Raw genomic sequence first — 26,025 nt, forward strand, 5'->3', positions numbered from 1 at the left:
GAATGGTGTTGCAAGATCACCGCCAGCGAGTCCGGGAGGAATGGGAAATGGGTCTGAGCGAGCGGCAGAAAATGGCGGCGGGAGAGTGGTACTGCTGCTTCGATCCGGAACTCGATGCGCTGCGCTGGCAGGCGCGCGAGGCTGTGCATGCCCATAATACAATGCCGCCCTCGCAACGCGGCAATCTCGCTCCCGCCTTGTCTGCGCTGTTTGCCGATATCGGCGAGAGCGTCTTCATCGAGGCGCCTTTTCATTGTTCCTACGGCATCAACATCTCGCTGGGGCGCCGGGTCTACATGAATGCCGGCTGCACGATTCTCGACAGCGCCAGCGTCCGCATCGGCGACGGCAGCATGCTCGGTCCGGGCGTGCATATATATTGTGCCGAGCACCACAGGGATGCCGAACTGCGTGGAGCGGGTCTGGAAGTCGCGCGGCCGGTGACGATCGGCAGAAGCGTCTGGATCGGCGGTGGCGCCATCCTGGTCGGTGGCGTGACGGTCGGTGATGGCGCGATCATCGGCGCCGGCGCGGTGGTAACCAGAGATGTGGCCGCCGGCGCGACAGTCGTCGGCAATCCGGCTCGTCCTGTTCGCGCGGGATAGGAAGAGGGCTAGTTTGCCGGACGGCGCTTCCTCGTCCACCAAACGGCGAAGCGGCGGCGCCAGCGGCGGATGACAGGCATGTCGTGCGAGAGCACGATGAAGCCCAATGGCAGCATCCAGAAGCCGAGCACGGGCAGAAAGCCGAGCAGACCGCCGAATATCAGGCCTATCCCCACGCCGACGCGAGCAAGGCGCGATCGGGGCAGGGGAATTCTCACGGAGCCGAAAACCAGCTCGCGGGTTGAGGGATCAATGCCAAAACGGCGGGTTTTCCGGCCGTTTCGATCGGCATTTGCTGTCGTTCCGCTTTGATCGGTCATCCACAGGAAATGGTGAGGCGAGGAAATAATGCAAGAGAATTCGCTTTTTTTGAAAAAACCGCTTGGCAAATCGGGAAAGCGTTTGTATTACCCCGCTCACACCGCGCCAAGCGCATTCCCTGGTAGCTCAGCGGTAGAGCATTCGACTGTTAATCGACAGGTCGCCGGTTCGAATCCGGCCCGGGGAGCCACTTTTCTTCTACAGAACCTAGCAGATGCCGGCGCTAACGCGCCCGGTTTATTTGTTCCCGTCTCGCAGCGCTTCTCAAGCTCGATGAGCGCCGGCGGGCTTATATCAGCGCATTTTTGCAGTTTTATTGCACATGCCTCGCGGCATTGATCCCGGCCGGAGTTCATTCGGTTCGCTGGCCCTATCTTCGTTGACCTGTCTTTCTCATTCGTGCCAGATTGCCGCCGCTCACCAGCCAGGCGCTCATACCGGCTGGGCGATTGGGGGATAGGGGCCAGATTCGGCGCATTGGGGGATAAAATGGCTGAGAACACGAGCTTTCGTAATGGAGTGACGCTGGGATGGGTTCTTAGCGCAATCGTCATTCTTGCATTGGCGGCCGACGCGGCGGTTGATCTGTTTGCACCGTCATTGATCAGCGCACAGATGGAGGAGACGGGTTTCCCAGCCAGCCTGGCAACAGCGGTAGGCCTAATCATCCTCGTCTGCGTCGTTCTTTACGCAATTCCGCGCACCGCAGTCCTTGGAGCGATCCTCACGACCGGCTTCTTCGGTGGCGCCATTTGCGCCCATTTCCGGCTCGGAGAAATCGGATCGCCACCACAACTTATAAGTTTGTTGCTTGGCGTCGTCGCGTGGGGTGGTCTCTATCTTCGCGACGAACGTGTTCGACGTTTGCTGCCCTTCCGTTCGGTCAGCGGCTGAAAATCGACGCTTACCTCATTCAGACTTTTTGCGATGCAATAACAATATCTTGCGCTGCATCTGCCGCGATTGTCACGGCGAATGGTAGCGGGCTAATGAGAGTGTGCCAACACGATACAGCGCTGATTTCCGAGGGCTCGCAGCGGCGGCTCGCGGGCGGATACATGTGGTATTCCAGACAAAATTGGTTCAAGGTATGGTTGCTCTCGCGAATGTGAGAACATGTTCATGTGTCGTTAATACGATGCGGCGCATGAACATAGATGCGCGATCCGCGCAGCATAGTCCCCCAATGCTTTAGAGGTTCGACATGAAAAATCTGATTCTTGCTTCTGCAGTAGCTCTTGCATCGGTCTTTGCCGTCAGCGCGCCGTCAGAGGCCGCCCCGATGCATCACCATCACCGCCATCACCATCATCACCGTTGCTATATGAAGAAGGTGAAGCACCGGGTTCACGGCCGCTGGGTCGTCCGCAGGGTACGCGTCTGCCGTTGATCGGCAGACATCCGGAACTGGCGCAGGTTCCGTTCTAAGATCAGTTGGCCGCTGCCGGTATTTCCGGCGGCGGCCATATCGTTTCAGGGATGATTGGGACGTCCAGGCTGATGCCTGCGTGTGTCAGCGTGTATGGGGAGGCAGCGGCACTACCGCTGCCACAATGCGGGTGCTACGGCCGAATCTCGAACATTACGCCGCCGTGGTGGCGATGGTGGTAACGCCGATCGTCCGACCAGCCGCGATCGCGATTCCAATGGCGACGATCCGAGCCGCGATCATCGCGCCAATGGCGGCGATCGCGATCACGCCAATAGGCTCGGCGGTTATCACGTGAATCCGGGTGCCAGCGCGTTCCGCTGTCCTGAACCAGAATGATATTTGGAGCGGTCGCTTGTGAAGCGCCAGGCGGGGCTGCCATGGTCGGCAAAGCGGGTGCCAGCAGCGAGCCTACGGTAAGCGCGGCGGTCAAGGCGATGGAAGCAAGATGTTTCAAGGCGGTAACTCCCTTATTCAGTCGCGTCCCCTTCATCGATAAACGCCGCGGTTGCGACAAGGTTCCCTCCTCTGGTTGATGAGGGTTGTCGCCATACGGCACCAATGGCGCGGAAGGCTTTTGATATCAGGAGTTGTCAGGCAATAAAAAAGGGGGCCGGCAGGGAAAGCCGGCCCCCTTCCTTCTCTGATCGGAGGTCAAGTCTGATCAGGTTAGAAGTTGCGTTCGAAACGCAGGATGCCCGAAACCGTATCGTCGTGGGCATAGTCATAGTGAACGTAGGTCAGTTCCGGCTCGACCAGGAGGTTCTTGACCGGATTGAACTTGAGGTTCGTCGTAGCTTCGAACATCTTCGAGTCGCTATAGGCGAGCTGGAGGTTCCACTTCAGCTTGTCGTTGACCGGAACGCCAACGCCACCCCAAACAGCCCAGTCACCCCAGCCGCACTTTGCTTCGTTGACAGTGCCGTTCGGCGCCGTGCAAGCAGAGATGGCCTGGTTCGAGCCGGCATACTTGTTGAGCTTGTCGCCGTCGGTGTTCCAGCCGCCCATCAAGAAGGCCGTGAATGCGCCGAAGTCGGCATCGATACGAGCCTTGACAGCACCCTGTTCAACGATCGAGTCGTAACCGCCGACGACCTTGAAGCCCCATGCGCCGGACTTGAAGCCAGCACCGGCAACGACGTCAGGAGCGTAGTGGTTGGTCTTGTCGTCCGTCCACCAGCTTGCACCGTAAGATGCCGAGCCGGTCGTGGCGGAGTTGGAATCTTCGAGCGAGATCACAGCCGAGAAACCGTTGCCGCCGTCATATTCGTAGGTCAACTGGTTGAGTTCGTACGGACCGTCATAGATCACGTCGTCGTTGATGACATCGCCGGCGTAACCGATATAGAGGTTGTACTGCGAGTCCTTCTTACCAACCGTGAAGCCGCCGAGGCTGATGTAGGACCACAGCAGGTTGGTAGAGGTGGAGCCGCCGTCGTTCCAGTCCCAACGAACGATGGTTTCGGTCTTCAGCGGACCGTATTCGGTGTCGGTCGCGGTGTTGACGTTCAACTCAGCACGGGTGTGCCACAGGGTACCCTGCGAGCTGGTCCGGTTATAAGCGTTGTACCACTCACCTTCAGTACGAACCTTGCCGCCGATCTTGAGGCAAGTTTCGGTGCCCGGGATGAAGAAGTAGCCAGCGCCGTATGCGTCGCAGATGCGGACGTATTCCAGCGGCTCCGGCTCAGCTGCCACGATAGCGTCAGCCGCGTGAGCACCGGATACTGCTGCGAGCGCAGCAGCGGAGCCGAGAAGAAGGCTCTTGATGTTCATAATAACTCCAATCTTTCTTGATTGGGCATGAGATATCGCGCCGAGAAACGACGTGCCCAACCCCATCCCGTTCATGTTCCCTATCAGTAGGTGCGAAGTAGTAAGCTCCGCGAACTATTTCCTGAACCTGCTTCACTGATTTGGCAAGATACTAAGGGTGTGGAACTATATGCGCACTACTTGAAAACCGGCGTTGTTGCAAAAATGACGCAATTCATGAGGGGTAGCCGATTGCAGCTCCTCTTGATCTTGCTTGGGCAACTTTCATGCCGCGGGTCCGAAAAGCGTTTCAGTCTCGGTATGTTAAGGGCGACAGCCGCGTGCGACGCGAGGCGAATGCGGATGGGAGCGCGCGGCGGCATGATGGCCGCATGATGGCGGCACGATGATCGTTACCCAGCGCAAGAGTTTGGCGGATCGATGCTGCGACAGGGATGGCAGCACTCGCAACTGTGATTCTGAGTCGCGTGTATCGCAACGGGTCGCCAGCGGAGAAAGCGGCACAGATGAGCATCACTCTATGGATAGAAGGAGAAGATGGGAGGTCGTCTGACAATCGCGCTTCGCTGCGATGCTGTCGCCGGGGTATCTTGATGTGGTGCGTCCGACGACATTACTGGGGGCGTAGTCTCGTCGGACGCGGCACTGTCCGGTCCGTGGGTGGCGTACAAACCGGTAGTACTAATTCTAGCATCTACCGTAGGTTTCTATAACCTACCTGAATGGGCTGGCAGCCGCTTCACTCGACAAAGCGTCAGGGTTCCGTGTGGATATTGCACCTCATGGCATGGCCGGCTGTTGCCATTGCAAATGAAGGATCGGGTAGTGGCGGCCTTGATCGTCGACCTCGGCGCGTCCCGTCACCGCGAACCCCAGCCGTCGATAAAAGCCGACGGCGCCCGCGTTCTGCTCGTTCACGTCGACGGTGACGACATCCTTTCCCGTGCGAAAGCTTTCGAGAAGCAGGCGCCCCAAGCCTTTGCCTCTGCTCTCGGCATGTATGAAGAGCGAATCGATATGGTTCCCGGTCACTCCCATGAAACCGTGCGGCAGGTCATCGTCATCCACCGCCACCGTGAATTCGGCATTCGGCAGATAATCTTCCTCAACCATCCTCGCGATCGCTTCCCGATCCGATGCAGCGAGAAAGTCATGGGTGGCTTCCACGGATGTCCGCCATATCTCATAATTGCGCGCGACGTCGTCGGGCCTTGCTTGCCGCAGCAGGAACATGTCTCGATAACTCAATCTCTTGTTCGAAAATTCGGTATGGCTGTTTAATGTTTCCACGCAGCCGCGTAAAGGCTGTGGCAGGCGAGGGGTTTGCAACCATACCCTGCGCTGGCACGGTTCGGCCAAAGTACCCGATGTATGAAACATCGACCGCGAAATCATGCGGATCGTCGCTCCATCGGGCCGCAATGATCGCGCGCTAGGTGGGCGATCATCCACACTGGCGGTCCTCATCGGATCAGTGGGTAAATATCTCTTCAGAATGAAAAAAGGACAGAATTCAGAATAAGCCTCTTGCGGTTTTCTTTGGATCATTCTAAATCCGCGCCACCACAACGCAAATTGCTTTCGGATGGCCTCGTGGCGGAGTGGTTACGCAGAGGACTGCAAATCCTTGCACCCCGGTTCGATTCCGGGCGAGGCCTCCATCTTTTCTCATTCCATCTATAACATATTGATCGCGCACCTGAAATTTTCAGATGTGGCAATTGGGCGTGAAACATTCACGCCACACCGAAGACAGCTCTGCAATCCACGCCCTTTTCAGCCTTCCGTCCCATCGGCCGCTGACAACAATTTCGGCGGGGTCCCATTTATCGATCAAAGCCGCGAGCCACAGGATTGTTGGTGCCGTGGCAGGTAAGGCGGCGGACGGGCTTCAATTCGTTGTCTGTGATGATTTTGGAGCCGGGCTCGTGAAAAAGCCATGAACTGAGGCAGTTCCGGCGAGTTTGGCACTTCAATAAAAGCAAAAGCGGTCCAGTCTAGGGAAAAAAACTGGGCCGCCTTTTGCTGGACTAGAGGTCAATCAAATTCAGCATCCTAATTATAAGATGTGCTTAGTAGTTGTCAACGGAAATGCGAGATGGCGCTTTCGCGCATCAAGCGTCATTCCTCCCGGGTTTGGCTGCGATCTTCACTTGAGCTGCCTGTTTCCGTTGCGCATTTGGTCCGCGACATCGATGGACAGGCTTCTCATCGCCTTGGATGATTCTCGATCTTCCGCGAAAGCTTTGGCTGTCTCGCGTCGGTTCTGAGCCGCCATTGCTGAGGAGATACCTATTCCTCGAGGCAGGGAAAGGCGAATTTGTAGGCGCGTGCGATCAGCGAGCTGGCAGGCCGTTCGAGCTGCCAGGAATGCTCCGCCATCCATTTGCAGGCGATCGCCGTCGCCTTCGTATTGTTGAGATCGGGCGGCAGACAGAACGCGCCGACGAACTGCTGAAGATAGCGCTCATAGCGGGACGAGTTTTTTGGAGTCTGCTTGGTAGCCCGGATGGTCAGGTTCTTCGTTCGCTGAGCTTCGTCGAGAATGCCCTGGATATAGACCGAGGCGAGCGTTCGATCCTCTTCGCACCATTCGTCGAGCTGTTTGCCGGTAACGACGTGTCCGATGATCGGGGCTGTCTCCTTCGGCTCGTCTTCGCTTAACGTTTCCTCGCTCAACGCGACCTGGGGTAAGAGAAGGAGAAGCGCTGCGACGGAGAGCAAAAGCCTCATTCGGAAACCTACATCATCGAGGAAAGGCTGGCGGCCAGAAAAACCACCAGCGGCAGCGACGTTACGACGAAAAGAACGAGAGAAACAGGCATCCCAGCCACCTTCTATTCAAATTTAATGTTAGCCCGAATGGCGTCGGGCCGGAAGGTTGATTGGTCACCACACCCGGGCGGGTCCAATGCCTTGAAGCGTGGTCTTGCGAGGTTAACATTTTACTAACGGTGATCCCGTTCTGGGGCGGGGCGGATTTGCAAGACGTTGCAGATGACGGATACCGGAAGGCTCTGGTCCGCCTTTGAGGGCGCCCATTGTTGTTCGTCGGCGACGCCTGGCCATGAATTTCGGTGCCTGTTGCGGCAATGCCTTGAAAGCGTGACGTGAGGCGATTAAGACACCCGTAACAGAAAGTAGAGCCGGCCCGTTCGGGCACGAAGGGCGCAAGAGGATAAGATGGATTTCGAAGCAGCGCGCGTGAAGATGGTCGAGAACCAGATCCGGACGACGGATGTCACCTCCCACTCCGTGTTGAATGCGTTTTTCGCCGTGCCGCGCGAAAATTTCGTGCCGGAGAAATCGAAGCTTCTGGCCTATGTCGATTGCGATATCGAGCTTGCCGCGGCAGCGGCAAGCAAGCCGGCACGCTTCCTGATGGAAGCATCGCCACTGGCAAAACTCCTGCAGCTCGGCGCCATCACCAAGGAAGACAAGGTTCTCGATGTCGGCTGTGGCACCGGATATGTGTCCGCCCTGTTGTCACTTCTTGCCGCAAGGGTCGTCGCTCTTGAGAATGATGAGGAGCTGGCAGCCCAGGCCCAGGCCAACATCGCGGCACTTGGCTACGACAATGTCACCGTCGTCACCGGTGATCTCGAAAAGGGCAATGCCGGTAATGGACCCTATGATGTGATTTTCATCAATGGCTCGATCGAGCAGTTGCCACAGAGCCTGCTCGACCAGCTCGGCGAAGACGGTCGACTGATCACCGTCATCGGCTATGGCCATGCCGCCCGTGCGACCGTTTTCATGCGCGAACGCGGCGCCTTTTCGGAAAACGTCTTTTTCAACGCGTCGATCAAGCCGCTTCCGGGCTTTGCGAAGGCCAAGGAATTCGTATTCTGATTTCCTGAATGGGATCGATGATTGAGCTTGCGACAGGCGCCCTGGGGCGCCTGTTTTTTATTGTCGCCGCCTGTGGCAGAATCAGGCTCAGCAGAGCGATTCGTCGTGATCGTAACAAAACTGTGCATCACCGGGTTTAGTGCTTTCCAGGTGATTTTTTTCCCGAAGACAGTCATCTAGGGTGGCCCTGATTCGGGTGCTGGCCTGGCGAGTTTCCGGTCGTTGAATATGGGAAAACGGGGATGAATATGGCTCAGCCAAATGTAGTGCGTGAACCGTCCATGGAAGAGATCCTGGCGTCGATCCGCAGGATTATCGAAAGCAACGAACCCGTAGGCGCCAAGCCGATTCCTTCGACGCATTTTGCCGGCTCCGGCATGCGTGACGACGATATTCAATTGACTGTCGATGAAGAGTTCGCCGCCGCTGATCGTGCCCGTTCCGCCGAACACGAGCCGCGTTTCGTCGCCGCAAACTCGCAGATGCCCGTTGTCGAACCCGACGCTGCCGGTCGTGGCCTGTCGCTGGCCGATGTTGCCGCGCGTGTACGTGCCGCTTCCGAGCGCAATACCGCCGCCTTGCTGAATGCCGGACGCGAGCCGCCACAACCGCGCGAACTGCCGCCGGCCATGGTCGCGCGCCTTGCCGAGGCGCATGTCGAACCGATCACTGATGTTCCGCTGCGACATGCCGTTGCCGATGTTGCCGCACCGGTCGCCCCACCGGCCATGCAGGCGATGGCCGAAGTCAGGATCGAACCTGATATGGAAGAGGTGAGGCCGATGGCGACTGCTCCGGCTCCTCAGATCGCCGCCCCCGTCGAGGCACCGGTCTTTCATGCGCCGGAATCGCTTGCAGCCGTTGCTGCGGAAGTGGAAACTTCCTTGCCGCCGGCTCAGGCCATGTCCGCGTCGCCGCTGATGTCCGAAGCCGCGGGTGCGCAGGTCTCCCGCTCGTTTGAAGAGCTCGCAGCCATCGTCGATGGCGGCCCGCGCCGCTCTCTCGATGAACTGGCCCAGGAAATGCTACGGCCCATGCTGCAGGAGTGGCTGGACGACAATCTGCCGACCCTGGTCGAACGTCTCGTGCGTGAAGAAATCGAGCGAGTGGCCCGCGGCCCGCGTCGCTGACAAGCCTGAGCTTCGGGTAGCCGATCCGCCGCTCCGGGCTCCGGGGCGGCTTTTTTATTGACTTGCCCACAGCCATCCTTATTTACAACTCGCATCACCCTATCCTCTAGTTCCGGTCAAAAAATGCTCGACAAAACATATGATTCCGCCACAGTCGAACCGAAGATCGCCCAAAAATGGGATGAGGCCGACGCTTTTCGCGCCGGCGCGAACGCCAAGCCGGGCGCGGAAACTTTTACCATCGTCATCCCGCCGCCGAACGTGACCGGTTCGCTGCACATGGGCCATGCGCTGAACAACACGCTCCAGGACGTTTTGGTGCGGTTCGAGCGTATGCGCGGCAAGGATGTGCTCTGGCAGCCAGGCATGGATCATGCCGGCATCGCCACACAGATGGTCGTCGAGCGTCGCCTCGCTGAACGGCAGCAGCCGGATCGCCACAAGATCGGCCGAGAAGCGTTCATCGAGAAGATTTGGGAATGGAAGGAAGAGTCCGGCGGCCTCATTTTCAATCAGTTGAAGCGCCTCGGCGCTTCCTGTGATTGGTCGCGTGAACGCTTCACCATGGACGAAGGCCTGTCGAAGGCTGTTCTCGAGGTCTTCGTCACGCTCTACAAGGAAGGCCTGATCTACAAGGACAAGCGTCTGGTCAATTGGGACCCGAAGATGCTGACCGCGATTTCAGATATCGAGGTCGAGCAGCACGAGGTCAACGGCAATCTCTGGTATCTGCGCTATCCGTTGGAGCCGGGCGTCACCTATCAGCATCCGGTCGCCTTCGACGAGGAAGGCAAGCCGACGGAATGGGAAACGCGCGACTATCTCGTCGTCGCCACCACCCGGCCCGAAACCATGCTCGGCGATACCGGCGTTGCCGTCAATCCGGAGGACGAACGCTACAAGCCGCTCATCGGCAAGCATGTCATCCTGCCGATCGTCGGCCGTCGCATTCCGATCGTCGCCGATGAATATCCGGACCCGACGGCTGGAACGGGTGCGGTCAAGATGACGCCGGCACACGACTTCAACGACTTCGATGTCGGCAAGCGCCGTGGTCTGCGCGTTGTCAATATTCTCACGCCGGAAGCCACCATCACCATAAAGGACAACGAGGATTTCCTCGAGGGCCTCGACAATCCGGCAGCGCTGCATGGGGCATGGGACGAGCTGGAAGGCAAAGACCGCTTTGAGGCTCGCAAGATCATCGTCCGGATCTTTGAAGAAGCCGGCCTGCTCGACAAGATCGAGCCGCACAAGCACATGGTTCCGCATGGCGACCGTGGCGGCGTGCCGATCGAGCCGCGCCTGACCGAGCAATGGTATGTCGACGCCAAGACGCTCGCCGAACCGGCGATCGCCTCCGTTCGCGACGGCCGCACGAAGCTCGTTCCGAAGAGCTGGGACAAGACCTATTACGACTGGATGGAGAACATCCAGCCGTGGTGCGTCTCCCGTCAGCTCTGGTGGGGTCACCAGATACCCGCCTGGTACGGGCCGGATGGCCAGGTTTTTGTCGAGAAGACCGAGGAAGAGGCGCTGCAGGCCGCAATCCAGCATTATCTCTCGCATGAGGGCCCGATGAAGGCCTATGTCGAGGACCTGCTGGAGAACTTCAAGCCAGGCGAAATCCTCACGCGCGATGAAGACGTGCTCGACACCTGGTTCTCGTCGGCGCTCTGGCCGTTCTCGACGCTCGGCTGGCCGGACGAGACGCCGGAACTGGCGCGCTACTACCCGACGAACGTCCTCGTCACCGGCTTCGACATCATCTTCTTCTGGGTTGCCCGCATGATGATGATGAGCCTTCATTTCATGAAGGACGAGAACGGCGAGTCGGTCGAGCCGTTCAACACCGTCTATGTCCACGCTCTGGTGCGCGACAAGAACGGGCAGAAGATGTCGAAGTCCAAGGGCAACGTCATAGATCCGCTCGAGCTGATCGACCAGTACGGCGCCGATTCGCTGCGTTTCACGCTGGCGATCATGGCGGCGCAGGGTCGCGACGTGAAGCTCGACCCGGCCCGCATCGCCGGCTACCGCAACTTCGGCACCAAGCTCTGGAACGCGACGCGTTTTGCCGAGATGAACGGTGCCAAGAGCGATCCGCATTTCGTGCCGGAAGCAGCCGAACTCACTGTCAATCGCTGGATACTGACGGAGCTGGCGCGTGCGGAGCGCGACGTCACGGAGGCGCTGGAAAGCTTCCGCTTCAACGATGCGGCAAGCGCGCTCTATCGCTTCATCTGGAATCAGTTCTGTGACTGGTATCTCGAATTGCTGAAGCCGATCTTCAGTGGCGAAGATGAGAATGCCAAGGCGGAGGCTCAATCTTGCGCCGCCTATGTTCTCGAAGAGACCTACAAGCTGCTGCATCCGTTCATGCCGTTCATGACCGAGGAACTCTGGGCGCATACGGCAGGTGAGGGCCAGGAGCGTGAAAGCCTGATCTGCCATGCGGACTGGCCGGCACCGTCCTATGCCGACAATGTGGCGGCCGATGAAATCAACTGGCTGATCGATCTGGTCTCCGGCATTCGCTCCGTTCGTTCGGAAATGAACGTGCCGCCGGCAGCCACCGCACCGTTGGTCGTCGTCGATGCCAACAGCCTGACGCGCGAGCGCCTGTTCCGTCATGACGCCGCCATCAAGCGGCTGGCGCGTGTAGAAACGGTCTCGCTTGCCGATACCGCGCCGAAGGGAGCCGCGCAGATCGTCATCGGCGAGGCGACCGTCTGCCTGCCGCTCGGTAGCCTCATCGACCTCTCGGCCGAGAAAGCACGCCTCGAAAAGGCGATTGCCAAGAACGATCAGGAGATCGCTCGCATCAACGGCAAGCTTTCGAACGAGAAGTTCGTTGCCAACGCCAATCCGGATGTCGTTGCCGCCGAGCGCGAGCGCCTCGGCGAACTCGAGGGGCAGCAGTCGAGCCTCAAGGTGGCGCTGGCCCGGGTGAGCGAAGCTGGCTGAAGCATGCCACGCAAAACGGAGTAGCCGTTTTTCGCCTATAACAGGCATGAGATGAAAGACCAAAGTGCAAGAAGCGGCTCTTGGAGATCGCGATGCGCTTTCATGAAAATTGCAATCAGACAGCACAAAAGGCACGCGGCATTCGTCGGGTGCCTTTTTGCTTTTTCCCTCGATTCGACAGGAATTGACTGGATCTGATGCCCCAGATCCGTAGCCAGTTTCGCACAGGCGAAACAGATTACCCCTAAACGTGTCAGATACACTCGAAAAGCGAAACTGTTGTCATATTGTAACAGAATTGTTGCTATGAAGAATGAAAAACTATGCTGGGGCAAAAATGGTATTCCGAAAGAAAAAATTACCTACTCTGATGGATCTTCGGAGGCGGAGTTCACTTTCTTACGTAAATCAAATGCTCTCTTGCAGCGCTGGCGCTCCCGTACGCCACATTGCTAATTCACGCGATCATCGCAACAATCAAATAAATGAATGCACCTGTGGGGGAGATCCAATGGCATTTTCTATTGCGCTGAGGGGCGCAGTCACGCTCGTCATCAGTTCGTCTTTCGCGAGCGCCGCCTTTGCGGGCGGCCTTGATCGCGGCGGCTACGACATCGACCTGCTTTTCGACAAGGGCCGTTACGTTTTCGAGTCGGGCGTTACCTACGTCATGCCGGATCGCAAGCTGAAGAACGCCAAGGACACCAATCCGCTCAACGGCAATCTAAATGGCCGCAGCCGTTCGACCGATGCGTCGGAAAATTACGCCATTCCCTATGCCGCCTTCAAGGTTGGCATCACCGATGACCTCGACTGCATGGCCGACTATTCGCAGCCCTTCGGCGCGCGTCTGAACGAAGGCGTGAATTGGGCCGGTGCAAACGACGAGACCAGAGTCAAGTTGACGACGAATAACTATTCGGCCACCTGCTCGTACAAGTTTGACGTGGGTCCGGGCCAGTTTCGCCTGATCGGCGGCGGCTTCTACCAGGAAGTCAGTGGTTACAAGTCACGCCTCGTTTACGCCACGCCGGCCCCGATTTCCGCCATTTACAATGGCATGGGTTCGCTTGACATCGACGGTCATGGCTGGGGCTGGCGCGCAGGCATTGCCTATGAAATTCCGGAATATGCCTTCCGCACAAGCCTCGTCTACAACAGCCAGGTCAAATACGATAACCTGAAGGGTACCGTCGATCTGACCGAGGTGCCGCCGGTTGTTCGTCCCGGTTTTGCAGGCAGGGTCACGTCTGTTTTCGGTTCGGCCACTGCTCCCGACTCGCTTGAATGGAAGGTGCAGACCGGCATCGCGCCGGACTGGCTCGCTTTCGGTTCGGTCAAGTGGACGAACTGGAGCCTTCTGCAGAGCATCGCTTTCTGCCCGACATCGACGCGCAGCATCTCCTGCAAGGCGAGTGGCCCGACAGAGTTGACCTCGCTTGACTTGCTCTACAAGGACGGATGGACGATCACCGGCGGTATCGGACACAAATTCAATGACAAGTGGAGCGGCGCCGTCAGCCTCACCTGGGATCGCGGCACCAGCGATGGCTATGGCATGAATTCCGACACATGGACCCTTGGCGCGGGCGTGGCCTACAAGGCGACCGAGCATGTTCAGTTCAATTTCGGCGGCGCTCTTGGCCTGATGACGTCAGGCAAATCCGGATCGATCACACGCGGCGGTGCCGTTTACGGTGATGATGTGACCTACAGCTACGGAAATGACTTGGTCGCCGCTCTTCAAACATCGGTGAAAGTCAGCTTCTGACGATAAGCCGTTGATTTGAAGGAACTTATCGACTGATCCTTTACTTTGCCACCGACGTCGCGAGCTCTCTCAAGCTTCGCGACGTTTCTTTGTCCGATCGGGAAAAGTGGAGCGCAAACTGCACCTTTTGCCTGATTTATGGTTAAAGAAATCTCAAGTCCGATAAAATTTTTGTGACGAATTAGCAACACTCTATTTCAAGACATTGCAGCCACGTGATCAGATTACAATTTGTCCATTTCCCGCCACAAATGGGGAGCAGCGATTACGTGGGCACAGGGGCAAGCCTTGTAGAAAGTGCGTAAGCGGTCGATGGGTGAACTTCCACTTTGGCATAAGCAACAATCAGGGATCGGAGCAGTGATGCTTCCGATGCAGCGGAAAAGTCTTTGTCTGCCAAGGGAAGCCATCGGCCGGAGGATCTTCGATCTTGTTGATCGGAGAGCGAGGAGAAACGCTTCTTCGGCGGTGGGATGCGATAGCGGTCGCGCAAATGCGGGTTTGGACATAATTGCAAGCTATGCTCACAATTGTGGCAAACAGCCTCGGTTGAGTGCCATGGAAATCTTCCTTCCGGGGAATGATCCAGTCTCGTGCGCCGTCAGGGAAAACATTCGTGAAGCTGAGGGCGTACATGCGAACGCCGTGGCAGATGCGAGTGGAGCGAAAGAAATCGACTGTTATGTTTAAGTCCGAGTTCATATCAGCGAGAGTCATGATGCTCAGCCTGTCCCTTGCCACGGCTGTGGTGCTGGCGGGTCAAGCCAAGGCATTCGATATCAACGCCGGCGTCACCAAGGAATCGGGCCCGTTCGATCTCTTTAAGTTCGGCTTCAAGGCCTACAAGAACGGACAGAAGGAAGAGGCGGTCGAGGCCTATCGCTACGCCGCTGAAAAAGGCCACACCGGTTCGCGCTGGGCTCTGGCCAACATGTATGCCGATGGTGACGGCGTCACGCAGAACGATTTCGAAGCCTTCAAGATCTACAGCGAGATCGCCCAGCAGGGCGTGGAGCCGGGTTCGGAAGACACGGGTTTCTTCATCAATGCGTTGCTGGCGCTCGCCAGCTATTACAAGACCGGCATCCCCAACAGCCCGGTCAAGATCGACCTCAACCAGGCCCGCCAGCTCTATTTCCAGGTCGCGTCGACCTTCGGCGTGCCGGAGGCGCAGTTCCAGCTGGCGCAGATGATGCTGTCCGGCGAGGGTGGCGCCACCAATGTCCAGCAGGCGAAGAAGTGGCTGAACCAGGCGCGCAAGAGCGGCCATCCGGGTGCCATGGCCGTTTTCGGCAATATCCTGTTCCAGGAAGGTCAATCGATCCGCGGTCTGGCCTTCATGACGGCAGCGCTCGACAAGTGCAAGCCGAAGGACTGTAGCTGGATGGAAGACATGCAGGAGCAGGCCTTCTCGATCGCCAACGAGAACGACCGCCGCGTGGCAGTCTCCATGGCTCATCAGCTTGACGTCGCCGGCTCCGACTGATCCGCTCGCTTTAACAGCGCCGTTGTTGCTCAGGGCGCGCGATATGCCTGCAGCGAAACCGGCTCAGCTTGCGAAATCGAGATGCGCGATCACAGGCACGTGGTCGGACGGCTTTTCCCAGGCGCGCACATGTTTCTCGATTGCCGTCGCGGTAAGGCGATCGGCAGCTTCCGGCGACAGCATCAGATGGTCGATGCGGATGCCGTTGTTTTTCGGCCAGGCGCCGGCCTGATAATCCCAGAATGAATAGAGCTTGATCGCATCCGTGGTGGCCCGCACCGCATCGGTAAAGCCAAGATGTTCGAGCTGACGGAAGGACTGGCGCGTCTGCGGCAGGAAGAGGGCGTCGTTCTCCCAGACCTTCGGGTCGAAGCAGTCGTGCGGCTCCGGTATGACGTTGTAGTCGCCGGCGAGCACCAGAGGTTCCTCAAGAGCTAGCCGATCCCTGGCGAATTTGCGCAGGCGTTCCATCCAGGCAAGCTTGTAGGGGTATTTTTCGGTATCGACCGGATTGCCGTTCGGGAGATAAAGGCAGCAGACGCGCAGGACGCCGTGCCCTTCGATGGAAAACACCGCCTCGATGAAGCGCGCCTGTTCATCGCTATCGTCGCCGGGCAAGCCGCGCGTCACCTCATCCGGCTTGGTCTTCGAGAGAATCGCAACACCGTTGAAGCCCTTCTGCCCATGCGTTTCGACATGATAGCCGAGCGCTTCGATCTCCAGTCTGGGAAAGCCTTCGTCGACCGTCTTGATCTCCTGCAGGCACACGATGTCCGGGTTCGAATCCTTCAGCCACTGGCAGAGGTTCTCAATACGCGCTTTGACGCCGTTGATGTTCCAGGTGGCGATTTTCATGGGCAGCTCATTCCTTTGCTTCGCCCTGTTGTAGCCGCAGCGGGCGGGCTTGACTACAGCCCATATGAGAACCGGCCCGGAGCGAGGGCTCCCGGCCGGTCATCAAACTGTGGAAAAGCGGTTGGGGCTCAGATGGCGAAACTCGTGCCGCAGCCGCAACTTGCGACCGCATTCGGATTCTTGATCTGAAAGGACTGACCGAGAAGATTGTCGACGAAGTCGATTTCGGAGCCCGCCATGTAGACCAGCGAAAGCTGATCGATCAGGACGGTCGCATTGTTCTTTTCGACGACGATATCGTCATCCTCGGGGCCTTCGACGAGATCGAATTTATAGGAAAAACCCGAACAGCCGCCGCCTTCGACAGCAACGCGCAATGCGTGCTTTCCAGCCTCCGCGCCGACGATAGCAGCGATTCGCCTGGCCGCGGCGTCCGATAGGGTAACACTTGTTTCAGTCATGCTTTCCTCCTGCCGGGGTCAAGATCCGGAGAGAACCAATAGGCCGTCGAACTTTCAAACGGCTGATATCCGTAGCCTTTATCATGAAAGTCAGGCTGGTGACAGCTATGGTTTCGTGGTTGAGCCACACACCATTTTGCTGTTTTCTTGTCTATAGGTATGAAGGCCGCAAAGCGGCGTCAATGGGCTGGGATGTACGAAGAGCGGGCATTTGTCCGGATCTTCCGGCAAGGCCAGGAACCGATTGCAGGGAAACGACTGTCGCGCTGATGGCGGTGCGGGAGCCAAATGCCGGAATGGATTGATAATGACGATTGATACGCATGCATTGGGTTTCGGGTATGGGGAAAAGGCGGTCTATGCGACAAATCCTTCGGAATCGCGCGGAAGGCTCTATGAGGAGGGGTCTAGCCCGACGCGCTCCGAATTCCAGCGCGACCGCGACCGGATCGTCCATACGACTGCTTTCCGCAGGCTGAAGCACAAGACGCAGGTCTTCATCGCCCAGGACGGCGATCATTATCGCACCCGGTTGACGCATACGATCGAAGTCGCGCAGATCGCCCGCGCCCTGGCGCGCGCCTTGAAGCTGGATGAGGATCTGGCGGAAGGCGTGGCGCTGGTTCACGATTTCGGCCACACGCCCTTCGGTCACACCGGCGAGGATGCGCTGCACGAGATGCTGTTGCCCTATGGCGGCTTCGATCACAACGCCCAATCGCTGCGCATCGTCACGAAGCTCGAGCGTCGCTACGCCGATTTTGACGGGCTCAATCTGACCTGGGAGACGCTTGAGGGCCTGGTCAAGCACAATGGCCCGCTGATGACGCCGGATGGCAAGGGCATTCGTGGGCCGGTGCCGCAGCCGATCCTCGATTATTGCGAGATCCACGACCTCGAAATCGCTTCCTACGCCAGCCTTGAGGCCCAGGTCGCCGCGATCGCCGACGATATCGCTTACAACACCCACGACATCGACGACGGCCTGCGCTCGGGCTATCTGACATTCGACATGCTGGAAGAGGTGCCGTTTCTCGCCGGGCTGATGGCCGAGGTGAGGGAGCGCTATCCGCATCTGGAGCCAAGCCGCTTCACGCATGAAATCATGCGCCGGCAGATCACCCGCATGGTCGAGGACGTCATCGCGGTTTCGCAGCAGGCGCTTGCCGAAATCAAGTCGGGCAATGTGGCCGACATCCGCGCAGCCGGACGGATCGTCGCAACCTTCTCGTCCGAGATGGCGAAGACCGACAAGCTGATCAAGCAGATGCTGTTCAAACGCATCTATCGTCATCCCGACATCATGCGCATCCGCGCCGGCGCGGCGCAGATCGTCACCGACCTCTTCCAAGCCTATATGGACAACCCGAGAGAGATGCAGAGCCACTATTGGGTCGATCACATCGCTGGGCTCGCGATCGCTCCCAAGGCAAGGCATGTGGGCGATTATCTGGCCGGCATGACGGACACCTACGCCATCAGCGCTCACAAGCGCCTGTTTGACCAGACTCCCGATTTGCGGTAGGCAGCGGCGGCGTCGGGCTGATAGCGGCCCGCCGAAGCTATTGCGTGGACGATATCATGAACCTTTTCACCGACTTCGAAGTAAGAATTAAGAACGCTCTCGAACAAATTGATATTGTGCGGGAAAAGCGATCAGAAGTCGACTTCGGACGTGTCGGCGTCGAGCCGCCGCGAGACGCCAGTCATGGCGATGTCGCCACGAATGCGGCCATGGTGCTGTCCAAGCCGCTGGGCACGAACCCGCGCGCGCTTGCCGAAATTATCGTTGCCAAGCTGAAGGAAGATCCTGACGTCGCCGAGGTTTCGGTCGCCGGTCCGGGCTTCATCAATATCCGCCTTTCGGTCGGCTACTGGCAGCGGCTGCTGGCGACGATGGTTTCAGAGGGCCAGAAATACGGCCGTTCGAAGCTCGGCGAGGGGCAGAAGGTCAATGTCGAATACGTCTCGGCCAACCCGACCGGGCCGATGCATGTCGGTCATTGCCGCGGCGCCGTCGTCGGCGACGCGCTGGCAAACCTGCTGGCCTTTTCCGGCTATGAAGTCACCAAGGAATACTACATCAACGACGCCGGCTCGCAGATCGACGTGCTAGCGCGCTCCGTCTTCATTCGCTACCGCGAGGCGCTCGGCGAGCAGGTCGGCGAGATACCGGCCGGCCTCTATCCCGGCGACTACCTGGTTCCGGTCGGCGAGGCACTTGCCAAAGAGTTCGGCACCAAGCTGCGCGGTATGCCGGAAGATCAGTGGCTGCCGATCGTCAAGGAGCGGGCCATCGATGCGATGATGGCGATGATCCGCCAGGATCTGGAGGCGCTCAACGTTCATCACGACGTCTTCTTCTCCGAGCGCACCCTGCACGCCAACGGCGCGGCCCTCATTCGCACCGCGATCAACGACCTGACCTTCAAGGGCTATGTCTACAAGGGCGCGTTGCCGCCGCCGAAGGGACAGTTGCCTGAGGACTGGGAAGATCGCGAGCAGACGCTCTTCCGCTCGACTGAGGTCGGCGATGATATCGACCGTCCGCTGATCAAGTCCGACGGTTCCTATACTTACTTCGCCGCCGACGTTGCTTACTTCAAGAACAAGTTCGACCGCGGCTTCAACGAAATGATCTACATCCTTGGCGCCGACCATGGCGGCTACGTCAAGCGGCTGGAGGCGGTCGCGCGCGGCGTTTCCGATGGTGCTGCAAAGCTGACGGTTCTGCTGTGCCAGTTGGTCAAGCTCTATCGCAATGGCGAACCGGTGAAGATGTCCAAGCGTTCGGGTGATTTCGTCACGCTGCGCGAGGTCGTCGATGAAGTCGGCCGCGATTCGGTGCGCTTCATGATGCTTTACCGGAAGAATTCCGAGCCTCTGGATTTCGATTTCGCCAAGGTCACCGAACAGTCGAAGGACAATCCGGTCTTCTACGTGCAGTATGCGCATGCGCGTTGCATGTCGGTCTTCCGCCAGGCCAGGGAAGCCTTCCCGGACCTCGATATTGCCTCGCTTGATCTGTCGAAGGCCGTCGTTGGCGCGATCTCCGATCCGGCCGAATTGCAGCTGGTTGCAAAGATTGCGGAATTCCCGCGAATCATCGAAGCTGCAGCACAGTCGCAAGAGCCGCATCGCATCGCTTTTTATCTTTACGATTTGGCCAGTTCCTTCCATGGACACTGGAATAAAGGTAAAGATTTACCGGAATTACGTTTTGTTAACGATAAGAACCGAGAATTGAGCATTGCCAGACTTGGGCTGGTGTACGCTGTCGCGTCGGTTTTGAAGTCGGGTCTTGGTATAACCGGGACCGCAGCACCGGACGAAATGCGATAAACGTCACCATTTACCCACATTGCGCTGGCATTATTTGAAGCGTTTTCGAGTGGGACGGGTGATGGCGGAAAAACAGTTGGCGTATCGCGCAAGCGGAAACGACGAGTTCTTTGCGGATGATGATCCGTTAGCGGAACTCGCCCGTATCGTAGGTTTTGAGCCGCGCCCCGCTGCTCAGGCAAATCCTGCGGCTCAACGGCAGGAGCCTGCCTTCAATCTCGAAGACGAACTTCTTCGCGAGTTTGAGCGCTACGATACGCCGCGTATGAGTCCGGCAAATGACATCGCGGTTCCAACTGAGCAGGTATCGCTGCCAAGCCAGGAGCATGCGACTGAGCCGGTGCGGGTCGAGCAAGCTGCCGAGCCAGTGCAGGCCGAGCCCAAGTTTGAAGAGCCCCGGTTCGAAGCGCCCAAGTTTGAAGAGCCTGTGCCGCAGCCGATGGCTCCGGTCAAGCCGACAATCGGCGCTCGCGATCTGATCGACGAGTTGGAAATGTCGATTGCACCGGTTTTGCAGCCGGCATCGAGGGTCGCGCCAGTCGCACCGCAACAGGTTGCACCGGTGGTGAAGCCGACGCCGCAATCCGCTGCTGCCACCATACGGCTGCCGCTCGCCAATTTTACGCTGGCAACGCCCGTCGCGCCGCGTGAGCAATTCGCTCCGGCTGCAGCGCCTGTCGTTGCTCCGCCGGCACCGAAAGCCGCTTCCGAGGAAGCGATGTTTGACGGTGCTCTCGATTTCGAGGCGTTTGACGCCGTGGAGCCTGCGCGCGCTCCGGAGCCCGTGGCACCCCCTCAGCCGGCTCCGGCCGTCTTCGAGGCGCTTGAGCTGCCAAAGATCGCCAAGGCCGATCCGGCTGCGCTTTCCGCCGAGATCGACGCCCTGCTGGCCGATGTGAATCGCTACCCGGTTCCACCCAGAGCCAACGCGCCTGTCGCGAAGGAAGAGCCGGATTTCGGAAATTTCGGCGTTTCTTTCTCCGAGCCGGCAGAATCGCCAGCCGCTCCGGCGGCCGTGGCGCAGCGTGAAGAGCCGAAGCCGATTACCTTCGGCGCCGACGACCCGTTCGCCGGCCAGGACTTCGAGTTCGATCTGGCAGATATCGAAATGGAACTTGCCGCTCTCGATTTCGCCGAGGCCGACAAGTCCCCCGCTGCGCGGCAGCCGGTTGCGGCCGCTCCCGTTGCAGAGCCGATCGTTTCCCGCGCAACGCCTGTTGCACCTGCACCTGTCGCTCCGGTGGTTGCTGCTGCAGCGCCACAGCCCATGCGGGCTGCGCCGGTTGCGGCCGCTGCAACCGTTGCGCCGGTCTTCGAAGCCGATCAGCCGCTGCCTTTCGATCCCACGGAAATCTCCGAGACGGAGGATCGTGTCGAAACCTTCGAGGGCTCGCACGTTCCGCATCTGCCGTCGATCGAGCCGGAAGAGCCGGCCGTCGTTCCGCCGGAATATGATTTCGATCTCGACTCCGAAATGGCAAGCCTCTTGGGTACGCCGGCCAAGGAAGCACCTTCCGAGCCGTTCAAGCCGGCGGCCGCGGCCGCATTTGGTGGTGCAGCCGTTGCGGCTTCCTGGTCGAAGAATGCGGCTGCCCAGCCTGCCGCACCCGTTGCAAAGCAGCCCATCGAGGAATTCGACGAGTTCGAGCGTGCGCTGGAAGAGGATTTCCGCCGCAGCTATCGCGAAGCCGCCAATCCGGTTGAGAATGTCGCCAGGATGACACTGAACCCGGCTGCGGGTAGCCGTCGAACGGTCCGCTCCGTGCGCGGCATGGTGACGACTGCTGCCGTCATCGTGGTTCTGGGTGTCGGTGCATACGGCGCCTACAGCTGGGTCCGCCACGGCGCGCCGATCTCCAGCTTCTCCGGAGAGCCGCGCGTGATCGCAGCCGACAGCGATCCGGTGAAGGTCGCTCCGGAAAATCCGGGCGGCACCGTCGTCCCGAATCAGGACAAGGCCGTCTACGACCGTGTTGCCGGCGATAGCACCGCTGCGCCGAAGCAGAAGGAGCTTGTCTCCTCCAACGAGCAACCCGTCGATGTCGTTCAGAAGACGCTGATTCCCGAATCGATATCGCCCGATGACGGCGGTGGCGATCAGGCCACGTCGACGCCGGTCGGTGAGACCGAAGATCCGCGCCTGCTGCCGAACCAGAATGGCGGAAACACCAATGTCGCCACCAATAGCGACGATCAGGTGCCGTCCGTCTCTCCGCGCAAGGTGCGCACGATGATCGTCAAGCCGGATGGCTCCCTGGTGCCGCGCGATGAGCCGGTCGCCGATACGACGACCGCAGTCGCCAAGCCGGCGAACAATCAGGTCGCATCGACCAATCCGCGCCCGTCTCCGGCAAATAGCCAGACAGCAGCCCAGCCGGATAACGGTGATGCGGCCAGTGCCGAAAGCACGCCGATCCGTGTCGTCAAGACGAACCCGATTCCGACGGCACGTCCCGAGCCAGCCGCCAAGGCAAACACGGCCGCTCCGGCCCAGGAAGCTCAGCCCAAGGCTCAGCCGAAGCAGGTCGCTTCGGCAAGCCCGGCGCCAGCTCCTGCCGCGACCTCCGCTGCAAGCGGCGCTTACGGCGTCCAGATCGCATCCTTGCCCACAGAAGCTGACGCGCAGAAGTCGCAGGCGAACCTCAAGGTCAAGTTCGCCGGCATCATCGGCAACCATCCGCTGGAGATCCGCAAGGCCGATATCGCCGGCAAGGGCACCTACTATCGCGTCCGCGTCGTCGCCGGTTCGAAAGACGAGGCCGCGGCCATCTGCACGCGCTACCGCGCCGCTGGCGGCACCTGCCTGATTTCGAAGTAAAATCGGGTACAAGACTTAGAAAACGGCGGGCATTTGCTCGCCGTTTTCGTTTGTACGGCGCCGTTCCTGTGTATCCCCGCTTGACGTCACTCGCATTTCCCAGCGCAAGCCTTATGATTCGGATATGACCGAATCGAAATCCATGATCCTGGGCTGTAGCGGCCACACCATCACGCCCGAAGAGCGATCCTTCTATCAGGGGGAGCAACCCTGGGGCTTTATCCTGTTCGGACGCAATATCTCCGAAGCGGCGCAGATCATCGATCTCGTTGCGTCCCTGCGTGACAGCGTTGGCCGCGACGCTCCGGTCTTTATCGATCAGGAAGGTGGCAGGGTGCAGCGCATTCGCCCGCCGATCCTGCAGCATTATCCCTCGGGGCAGGCGCTCGGCGACATCTATCGCCAGGATCGCCAGCGCGGCCTGCGAGCCGCATGGCTGATGTCGCGGCTTCATGCCTTCGATTTGCTGAAGTTTGGCATCAATGTCGATTGCCTGCCGGTGCTGGACGTGCCGGTCGAGGGATCGAGCAATGTCATCGGTAACCGTGCCTATGGATCAGATCCGGTGACGGTGACGGAGATGGGACGCGCTGCGGCGGAAGGTCTCAAGGCTGGCGGCATGCTACCCGTGATGAAGCACATGCCCGGTCATGGACGGGGATTTGCCGATTCGCATCACGAACTGCCCGTCGTCTCGGTGCCGCGTGCGGAGCTGGAGGTACATGATTTCGCCCCGTTCGTGGCGCTCAAGGACGAGTTGATGGCAATGACATGTCATGTCGTCTTCACCGATATCGATCCGGAGAACCCGGCCACGACGTCGCGCAAGGTGATCGAGGAAATCATCCGGGGGCACATCGGCTTCAAGGGGCTGCTTCTGTCCGACGATACGTCGATGAACGCACTGAAGGGCACGATCGGCGAACGGGCAGCAAATATCATTGCGGGCGGATGCGATATCGTGCTGCATTGCAACGGCGTCATGGATGAGATGCAGCAGGTGGTCCGCAACGTCCCGGCGCTGGCGGGAGCGTCGCTGGCAAGGGCCAAGGCGGTCGAAGCGGCATTCGGCAGGAATGACGGCGCCGACGAGGCCTCTATTCGGGCAGAATTCGACGCGATGTTCGCAGTAGCGTAAAACCGGACTTCGAGGAACGGACGGATGACAAGGTGAGCGGCAGCACGGACAAGCTTCAGCAGGCGGCAACGCCGATGGACAAGCTCTGGCAGGAAGGCGAGACGCAGCGCGGCTCGCATGAGCCGGCGCTTGTCGTCGACCTTGCCGGCTTCGAAGGGCCGCTGGATCTTTTGCTGCATCTTGCACGCACCCAGAAGGTTGATCTCTCCCGCATCTCCGTTCTGGCGCTTGCCGAGCAATATCTCCTGTTTATCGACAGCGCCCGGCGTATTCGCATCGAGCTTGCGGCCGATTATCTCGTCATGGCCGCATGGCTCGCCTATCTGAAATCCAAGCTCTTGATCCCGCAGCAGAGCAAGGAAGACGGGCCGACGGGCGAGGAGATGGCGGCGACGCTCGCCTTTCGCCTCAAGCGCCTCGAGGCCATGCGCGACGCGGCAACCGACCTCATCAACCGCAACCGCCTCGGACGCGATATCTTTGCTCGCGGTGCGCCGGAACACATTCCGGATCGGCGTCAATCTGCCTACGACGCCAGCCTCTACGACCTTCTGACGGCCTATGCGAGCCTGCGTCAGCGTCAGGCCGTGACCCAGGTGACGATCGAGAAGCGTCGTGTCTGGTCGCTCGCCGATGCCCGCGTTATTCTGGATCGCATGATCGGCGAGATCACCGATTGGACGGCCTTGGAACATTATCTGTTGAGCTATATGACGACCGCCAGCGATCGCGTAACGGCGATCGCCAGCGCGTTTGCCGCTTCGCTCGAACTGGTGCGAGAGGGGCAGCTGGAAATTCGTCAGGAAGGCGCGTTTCAACCCCTTTACATGCGGCGCGGGCCGAAGCATTCGTCGCTGGAAGCAGCGGAATAGGGCAGGAAATAGCGTGAACGAGCCGGACGACGAACAGCAGCGTATGGAGCACGAGGTGGAAGCGCCCGATGTCGACGATCGCCGGTCGAGCGAGGCCGAGCGCATCGCCGAAGCGCTGGTCTTCGCCTCGGCCCAGCCGGTCTCCGAGGCCTTCATCGCCGAGCGCGTGGCCCGTGGCGTCGATATTCCCGCCATCATGCGGAAGCTCAAGGCCGATTACGCCCTGCGCGGCGTCAATCTGGTTCAAGTGGATGGCGCCTGGGCCTTCCGCACGGCAGCCGATCTTTCCTTCATGATCCGCCGCGACGAAAGTGAGGTGCGCAAGCTGTCCCGCGCGGCGCTGGAGGTGCTCGCCATCATCGCCTACCATCAGCCGGTCACGCGCGCCGAGATCGAGGATATCAGGGGCGTGCAGACCTCCAAGGGTACGCTCGACGTGCTGATGGAGGCCGGCTGGGTCCGTTTCCGTGGCCGCCGTCGCACACCGGGGCGGCCGGTGACGCTCGGCACGACACGTGATTTCCTCGATCACTTCGGCCTGGAAGAACTGCGCGATCTGCCCGGTCTCGAAGAATTGAAGGGGGCAGGGTTGTTGTCAGGTCGAATTCCGGCCAATTTCAACATTCCCTCGCCGTTGATGAGCGACGAGCTGACCGAAGACGAAGATCCAATCACGCAGATGGATCTGGAAGAGCTTGGCATCCTGCCGCCCAGCGGTGAAAGCTCCGGCGATTAGCTGCTTGGCGGGTTCACGGAACGGGTCGTAACCCGATCCGCAGATTTTCGCGAAAGACGCCCGCAAAGTCTCTCTTTCGCCATCAGCGGGTGCGAATATAACAATCATCCTCTCGGCTTGGAGACGTTTGATCGCCTGCATGGGCGCTCGTCATCATGATATGCGTGGATGCACTACATTTTGGTGTTTGAAAAACATCCGCAAACGTCTTACATCGAAAAGACACTGTAATTGGGAGTTAAAGCAATGGGTTCTCTAAGCATATGGCACTGGCTCATCGTCCTGGCCATCGCGCTGTTGTTGTTCGGCCGTGGAAAGATCCCGGAGCTGATGGGTGACGTCGCGAAGGGCATCAAGAGCTTCAAGAAGGGAATGAGCGAGGACGAGGACACTTCGGCGCAGCCGACGTCTGCGACGACGACGTCCCGTACGGTCGAGCACAAGGCTGACGAAACGAAGTAATCAT

Annotated in this window: 21 protein-coding genes and 2 tRNA genes; 17 read left to right on the forward strand and 6 right to left on the reverse strand. The window is 59.1% G+C overall.

The genetic code is table 11. The annotated features are described in order from the left end of the window. The first annotated feature begins 47 nt into the window (after nucleotides 1–47). Nucleotides 48–605, forward strand: a complete 558-nt coding sequence (locus ACIQWP_RS22405) for a sugar O-acetyltransferase (RefSeq protein WP_402792353.1) — start codon at nucleotides 48–50, stop codon at nucleotides 603–605. Between the two features lie 8 nt (nucleotides 606–613). On the opposite strand, the gene ACIQWP_RS22410 is transcribed toward ACIQWP_RS22405, so the two are convergent. Further along, nucleotides 614–925, reverse strand: coding sequence for a hypothetical protein (locus tag ACIQWP_RS22410; protein WP_402792356.1), 312 nt, complete (start codon nucleotides 923–925; stop codon nucleotides 614–616). 116 nt (nucleotides 926–1,041) lie between these two features. Between ACIQWP_RS22410 and ACIQWP_RS22415 the strand changes: the two genes are divergently transcribed. The 3 genes from ACIQWP_RS22415 (at nucleotide 1,042) to ACIQWP_RS22425 (ending at nucleotide 2,316) form a co-directional block, all read left to right on the forward strand. Further along, a tRNA-Asn gene (locus ACIQWP_RS22415) sits at nucleotides 1,042–1,116 on the forward strand. Between the two features lie 299 nt (nucleotides 1,117–1,415). Continuing rightward, nucleotides 1,416–1,820 carry a DoxX family protein gene (locus ACIQWP_RS22420; protein ID WP_402792359.1) on the forward strand — a complete coding sequence of 135 codons (405 nt, stop codon included), beginning with the start codon at nucleotides 1,416–1,418 and terminating at the stop codon, nucleotides 1,818–1,820. A gap of 310 nt (nucleotides 1,821–2,130) precedes the next feature. Beyond that, on the forward strand, nucleotides 2,131–2,316 hold the full coding sequence (locus ACIQWP_RS22425) for a hypothetical protein (protein ID WP_402792362.1): 186 nt from the start codon (nucleotides 2,131–2,133) through the stop codon (nucleotides 2,314–2,316). A 708-nt stretch (nucleotides 2,317–3,024) separates the two neighbouring features. Here the strand turns inward: ACIQWP_RS22425 and ACIQWP_RS22430 are convergent. Both ACIQWP_RS22430 and ACIQWP_RS22435 read right to left on the reverse strand, forming a co-directional pair. Further along, complete coding sequence (locus ACIQWP_RS22430) at nucleotides 3,025–4,131, reverse strand: porin (RefSeq protein WP_402792365.1); 1,107 nt, start codon at nucleotides 4,129–4,131, stop codon at nucleotides 3,025–3,027. Nucleotides 4,132–4,911: 780 nt separating this feature from the next. Next, nucleotides 4,912–5,679 carry an acetyltransferase gene (locus ACIQWP_RS22435; protein WP_402792368.1) on the reverse strand — a complete coding sequence of 256 codons (768 nt, stop codon included), beginning with the start codon at nucleotides 5,677–5,679 and terminating at the stop codon, nucleotides 4,912–4,914. A gap of 39 nt (nucleotides 5,680–5,718) precedes the next feature. On the opposite strand from ACIQWP_RS22435, the gene ACIQWP_RS22440 reads away from it, so the two are divergent. Beyond that, nucleotides 5,719–5,792: transfer RNA gene (locus ACIQWP_RS22440), tRNA-Cys, on the forward strand. 631 nt (nucleotides 5,793–6,423) lie between these two features. Here ACIQWP_RS22440 and ACIQWP_RS22445 read toward each other — a convergent pair. Next, nucleotides 6,424–6,864 carry a Rap1a/Tai family immunity protein gene (locus tag ACIQWP_RS22445; RefSeq protein ID WP_402792371.1) on the reverse strand — a complete coding sequence of 147 codons (441 nt, stop codon included), beginning with the start codon at nucleotides 6,862–6,864 and terminating at the stop codon, nucleotides 6,424–6,426. A gap of 450 nt (nucleotides 6,865–7,314) precedes the next feature. Between ACIQWP_RS22445 and ACIQWP_RS22450 the strand changes: the two genes are divergently transcribed. The 5 genes from ACIQWP_RS22450 (at nucleotide 7,315) to exoR (ending at nucleotide 15,337) form a co-directional block, all read left to right on the forward strand. Then, entirely contained in the window at nucleotides 7,315–7,983 is a 669-nt protein-coding gene (locus ACIQWP_RS22450) for a protein-L-isoaspartate O-methyltransferase (protein ID WP_402792374.1), read from the forward strand. Nucleotides 7,984–8,231: 248 nt separating this feature from the next. Beyond that, complete coding sequence (locus tag ACIQWP_RS22455) at nucleotides 8,232–9,113, forward strand: PopZ family protein (protein WP_402792376.1); 882 nt, start codon at nucleotides 8,232–8,234, stop codon at nucleotides 9,111–9,113. 123 nt (nucleotides 9,114–9,236) lie between these two features. After that, a complete protein-coding gene (locus tag ACIQWP_RS22460) occupies nucleotides 9,237–12,080 on the forward strand; it encodes a valine--tRNA ligase (RefSeq protein WP_402792379.1) in 2,844 nt (947 codons plus the stop codon). Between the two features lie 511 nt (nucleotides 12,081–12,591). Beyond that, entirely contained in the window at nucleotides 12,592–13,851 is a 1,260-nt protein-coding gene (locus ACIQWP_RS22465) for an OmpP1/FadL family transporter (RefSeq protein ID WP_402792382.1), read from the forward strand. A gap of 682 nt (nucleotides 13,852–14,533) precedes the next feature. Continuing rightward, entirely contained in the window at nucleotides 14,534–15,337 is an 804-nt protein-coding gene (gene exoR / locus ACIQWP_RS22470) for an exopolysaccharide production regulator ExoR (protein WP_402792385.1), read from the forward strand. A 63-nt stretch (nucleotides 15,338–15,400) separates the two neighbouring features. Here exoR and xth read toward each other — a convergent pair whose 3' ends face one another. Next, a complete protein-coding gene (xth, locus tag ACIQWP_RS22475) occupies nucleotides 15,401–16,192 on the reverse strand; it encodes an exodeoxyribonuclease III (protein WP_402792387.1) in 792 nt (263 codons plus the stop codon). Nucleotides 16,193–16,320: 128 nt separating this feature from the next. After that, nucleotides 16,321–16,653 (reverse strand): iron-sulfur cluster insertion protein ErpA, encoded by a 333-nt coding sequence (gene erpA, locus ACIQWP_RS22480; protein WP_402792390.1) that lies wholly within the window; start codon nucleotides 16,651–16,653, stop codon nucleotides 16,321–16,323. A 307-nt stretch (nucleotides 16,654–16,960) separates the two neighbouring features. Here erpA and ACIQWP_RS22485 point away from each other — a divergent pair, with 307 nt between their 5' ends. The 7 genes from ACIQWP_RS22485 to ACIQWP_RS22515 all read left to right on the forward strand — a co-directional run bounded on the left by ACIQWP_RS22485 (nucleotide 16,961) and on the right by ACIQWP_RS22515 (nucleotide 26,021). Beyond that, nucleotides 16,961–18,178 carry a deoxyguanosinetriphosphate triphosphohydrolase gene (locus ACIQWP_RS22485; RefSeq protein WP_402792393.1) on the forward strand — a complete coding sequence of 406 codons (1,218 nt, stop codon included), beginning with the start codon at nucleotides 16,961–16,963 and terminating at the stop codon, nucleotides 18,176–18,178. Between the two features lie 56 nt (nucleotides 18,179–18,234). Beyond that, nucleotides 18,235–19,995: an arginine--tRNA ligase gene (gene argS / locus ACIQWP_RS22490; RefSeq protein ID WP_402792396.1), complete on the forward strand. Its 1,761-nt coding sequence runs from the start codon at nucleotides 18,235–18,237 to the stop codon at nucleotides 19,993–19,995. Nucleotides 19,996–20,056: 61 nt separating this feature from the next. Continuing rightward, entirely contained in the window at nucleotides 20,057–22,813 is a 2,757-nt protein-coding gene (locus ACIQWP_RS22495) for an SPOR domain-containing protein (protein WP_402792399.1), read from the forward strand. A 124-nt stretch (nucleotides 22,814–22,937) separates the two neighbouring features. Then, nucleotides 22,938–23,951 (forward strand): beta-N-acetylhexosaminidase, encoded by a 1,014-nt coding sequence (gene nagZ / locus ACIQWP_RS22500; RefSeq protein WP_402792402.1) that lies wholly within the window; start codon nucleotides 22,938–22,940, stop codon nucleotides 23,949–23,951. Between the two features lie 74 nt (nucleotides 23,952–24,025). After that, complete coding sequence (locus ACIQWP_RS22505) at nucleotides 24,026–24,823, forward strand: segregation and condensation protein A (RefSeq protein WP_402792947.1); 798 nt, start codon at nucleotides 24,026–24,028, stop codon at nucleotides 24,821–24,823. Nucleotides 24,824–24,866: 43 nt separating this feature from the next. Next, nucleotides 24,867–25,559, forward strand: a complete 693-nt coding sequence (scpB, locus tag ACIQWP_RS22510) for an SMC-Scp complex subunit ScpB (RefSeq protein ID WP_402792948.1) — start codon at nucleotides 24,867–24,869, stop codon at nucleotides 25,557–25,559. 246 nt (nucleotides 25,560–25,805) lie between these two features. Then, entirely contained in the window at nucleotides 25,806–26,021 is a 216-nt protein-coding gene (locus tag ACIQWP_RS22515; protein WP_402792405.1) for a twin-arginine translocase TatA/TatE family subunit, read from the forward strand. Nucleotides 26,022–26,025: the final 4 nt, after the last annotated feature.

The sequence above is a fragment of the Rhizobium sp. NPDC090279 genome (assembly GCF_044769665.1).
Lineage (GTDB): Bacteria > Pseudomonadota > Alphaproteobacteria > Rhizobiales > Rhizobiaceae > Rhizobium.

Excerpts from the sequence above, each read along its gene's own strand:
- ACIQWP_RS22405 (WP_402792353.1), top strand. The coding sequence starts at position 48 with ATGGGTCTGAGCGAGCGGCAGAAAATGGCGGCGGGAGAGTGGTACTGC.
- ACIQWP_RS22410 (WP_402792356.1), bottom strand. The coding sequence starts at position 925 with ATGACCGATCAAAGCGGAACGACAGCAAATGCCGATCGAAACGGCCGG.
- ACIQWP_RS22420 (WP_402792359.1), top strand. The coding sequence starts at position 1,416 with ATGGCTGAGAACACGAGCTTTCGTAATGGAGTGACGCTGGGATGGGTT.
- ACIQWP_RS22425 (WP_402792362.1), top strand. The coding sequence starts at position 2,131 with ATGAAAAATCTGATTCTTGCTTCTGCAGTAGCTCTTGCATCGGTCTTT.
- ACIQWP_RS22430 (WP_402792365.1), bottom strand. The coding sequence starts at position 4,131 with ATGAACATCAAGAGCCTTCTTCTCGGCTCCGCTGCTGCGCTCGCAGCA.
- ACIQWP_RS22435 (WP_402792368.1), bottom strand. The coding sequence starts at position 5,679 with ATGATCCAAAGAAAACCGCAAGAGGCTTATTCTGAATTCTGTCCTTTT.
- ACIQWP_RS22445 (WP_402792371.1), bottom strand. The coding sequence starts at position 6,864 with ATGAGGCTTTTGCTCTCCGTCGCAGCGCTTCTCCTTCTCTTACCCCAG.
- ACIQWP_RS22450 (WP_402792374.1), top strand. The coding sequence starts at position 7,315 with ATGGATTTCGAAGCAGCGCGCGTGAAGATGGTCGAGAACCAGATCCGG.
- ACIQWP_RS22455 (WP_402792376.1), top strand. The coding sequence starts at position 8,232 with ATGGCTCAGCCAAATGTAGTGCGTGAACCGTCCATGGAAGAGATCCTG.
- ACIQWP_RS22460 (WP_402792379.1), top strand. The coding sequence starts at position 9,237 with ATGCTCGACAAAACATATGATTCCGCCACAGTCGAACCGAAGATCGCC.
- ACIQWP_RS22465 (WP_402792382.1), top strand. The coding sequence starts at position 12,592 with ATGGCATTTTCTATTGCGCTGAGGGGCGCAGTCACGCTCGTCATCAGT.
- exoR (WP_402792385.1), top strand. The coding sequence starts at position 14,534 with ATGTTTAAGTCCGAGTTCATATCAGCGAGAGTCATGATGCTCAGCCTG.
- xth (WP_402792387.1), bottom strand. The coding sequence starts at position 16,192 with ATGAAAATCGCCACCTGGAACATCAACGGCGTCAAAGCGCGTATTGAG.
- erpA (WP_402792390.1), bottom strand. The coding sequence starts at position 16,653 with ATGACTGAAACAAGTGTTACCCTATCGGACGCCGCGGCCAGGCGAATC.
- ACIQWP_RS22485 (WP_402792393.1), top strand. The coding sequence starts at position 16,961 with ATGACGATTGATACGCATGCATTGGGTTTCGGGTATGGGGAAAAGGCG.
- argS (WP_402792396.1), top strand. The coding sequence starts at position 18,235 with ATGAACCTTTTCACCGACTTCGAAGTAAGAATTAAGAACGCTCTCGAA.
- ACIQWP_RS22495 (WP_402792399.1), top strand. The coding sequence starts at position 20,057 with ATGGCGGAAAAACAGTTGGCGTATCGCGCAAGCGGAAACGACGAGTTC.
- nagZ (WP_402792402.1), top strand. The coding sequence starts at position 22,938 with ATGACCGAATCGAAATCCATGATCCTGGGCTGTAGCGGCCACACCATC.
- ACIQWP_RS22505 (WP_402792947.1), top strand. The coding sequence starts at position 24,026 with ATGGACAAGCTCTGGCAGGAAGGCGAGACGCAGCGCGGCTCGCATGAG.
- scpB (WP_402792948.1), top strand. The coding sequence starts at position 24,867 with ATGGAGCACGAGGTGGAAGCGCCCGATGTCGACGATCGCCGGTCGAGC.
- ACIQWP_RS22515 (WP_402792405.1), top strand. The coding sequence starts at position 25,806 with ATGGGTTCTCTAAGCATATGGCACTGGCTCATCGTCCTGGCCATCGCG.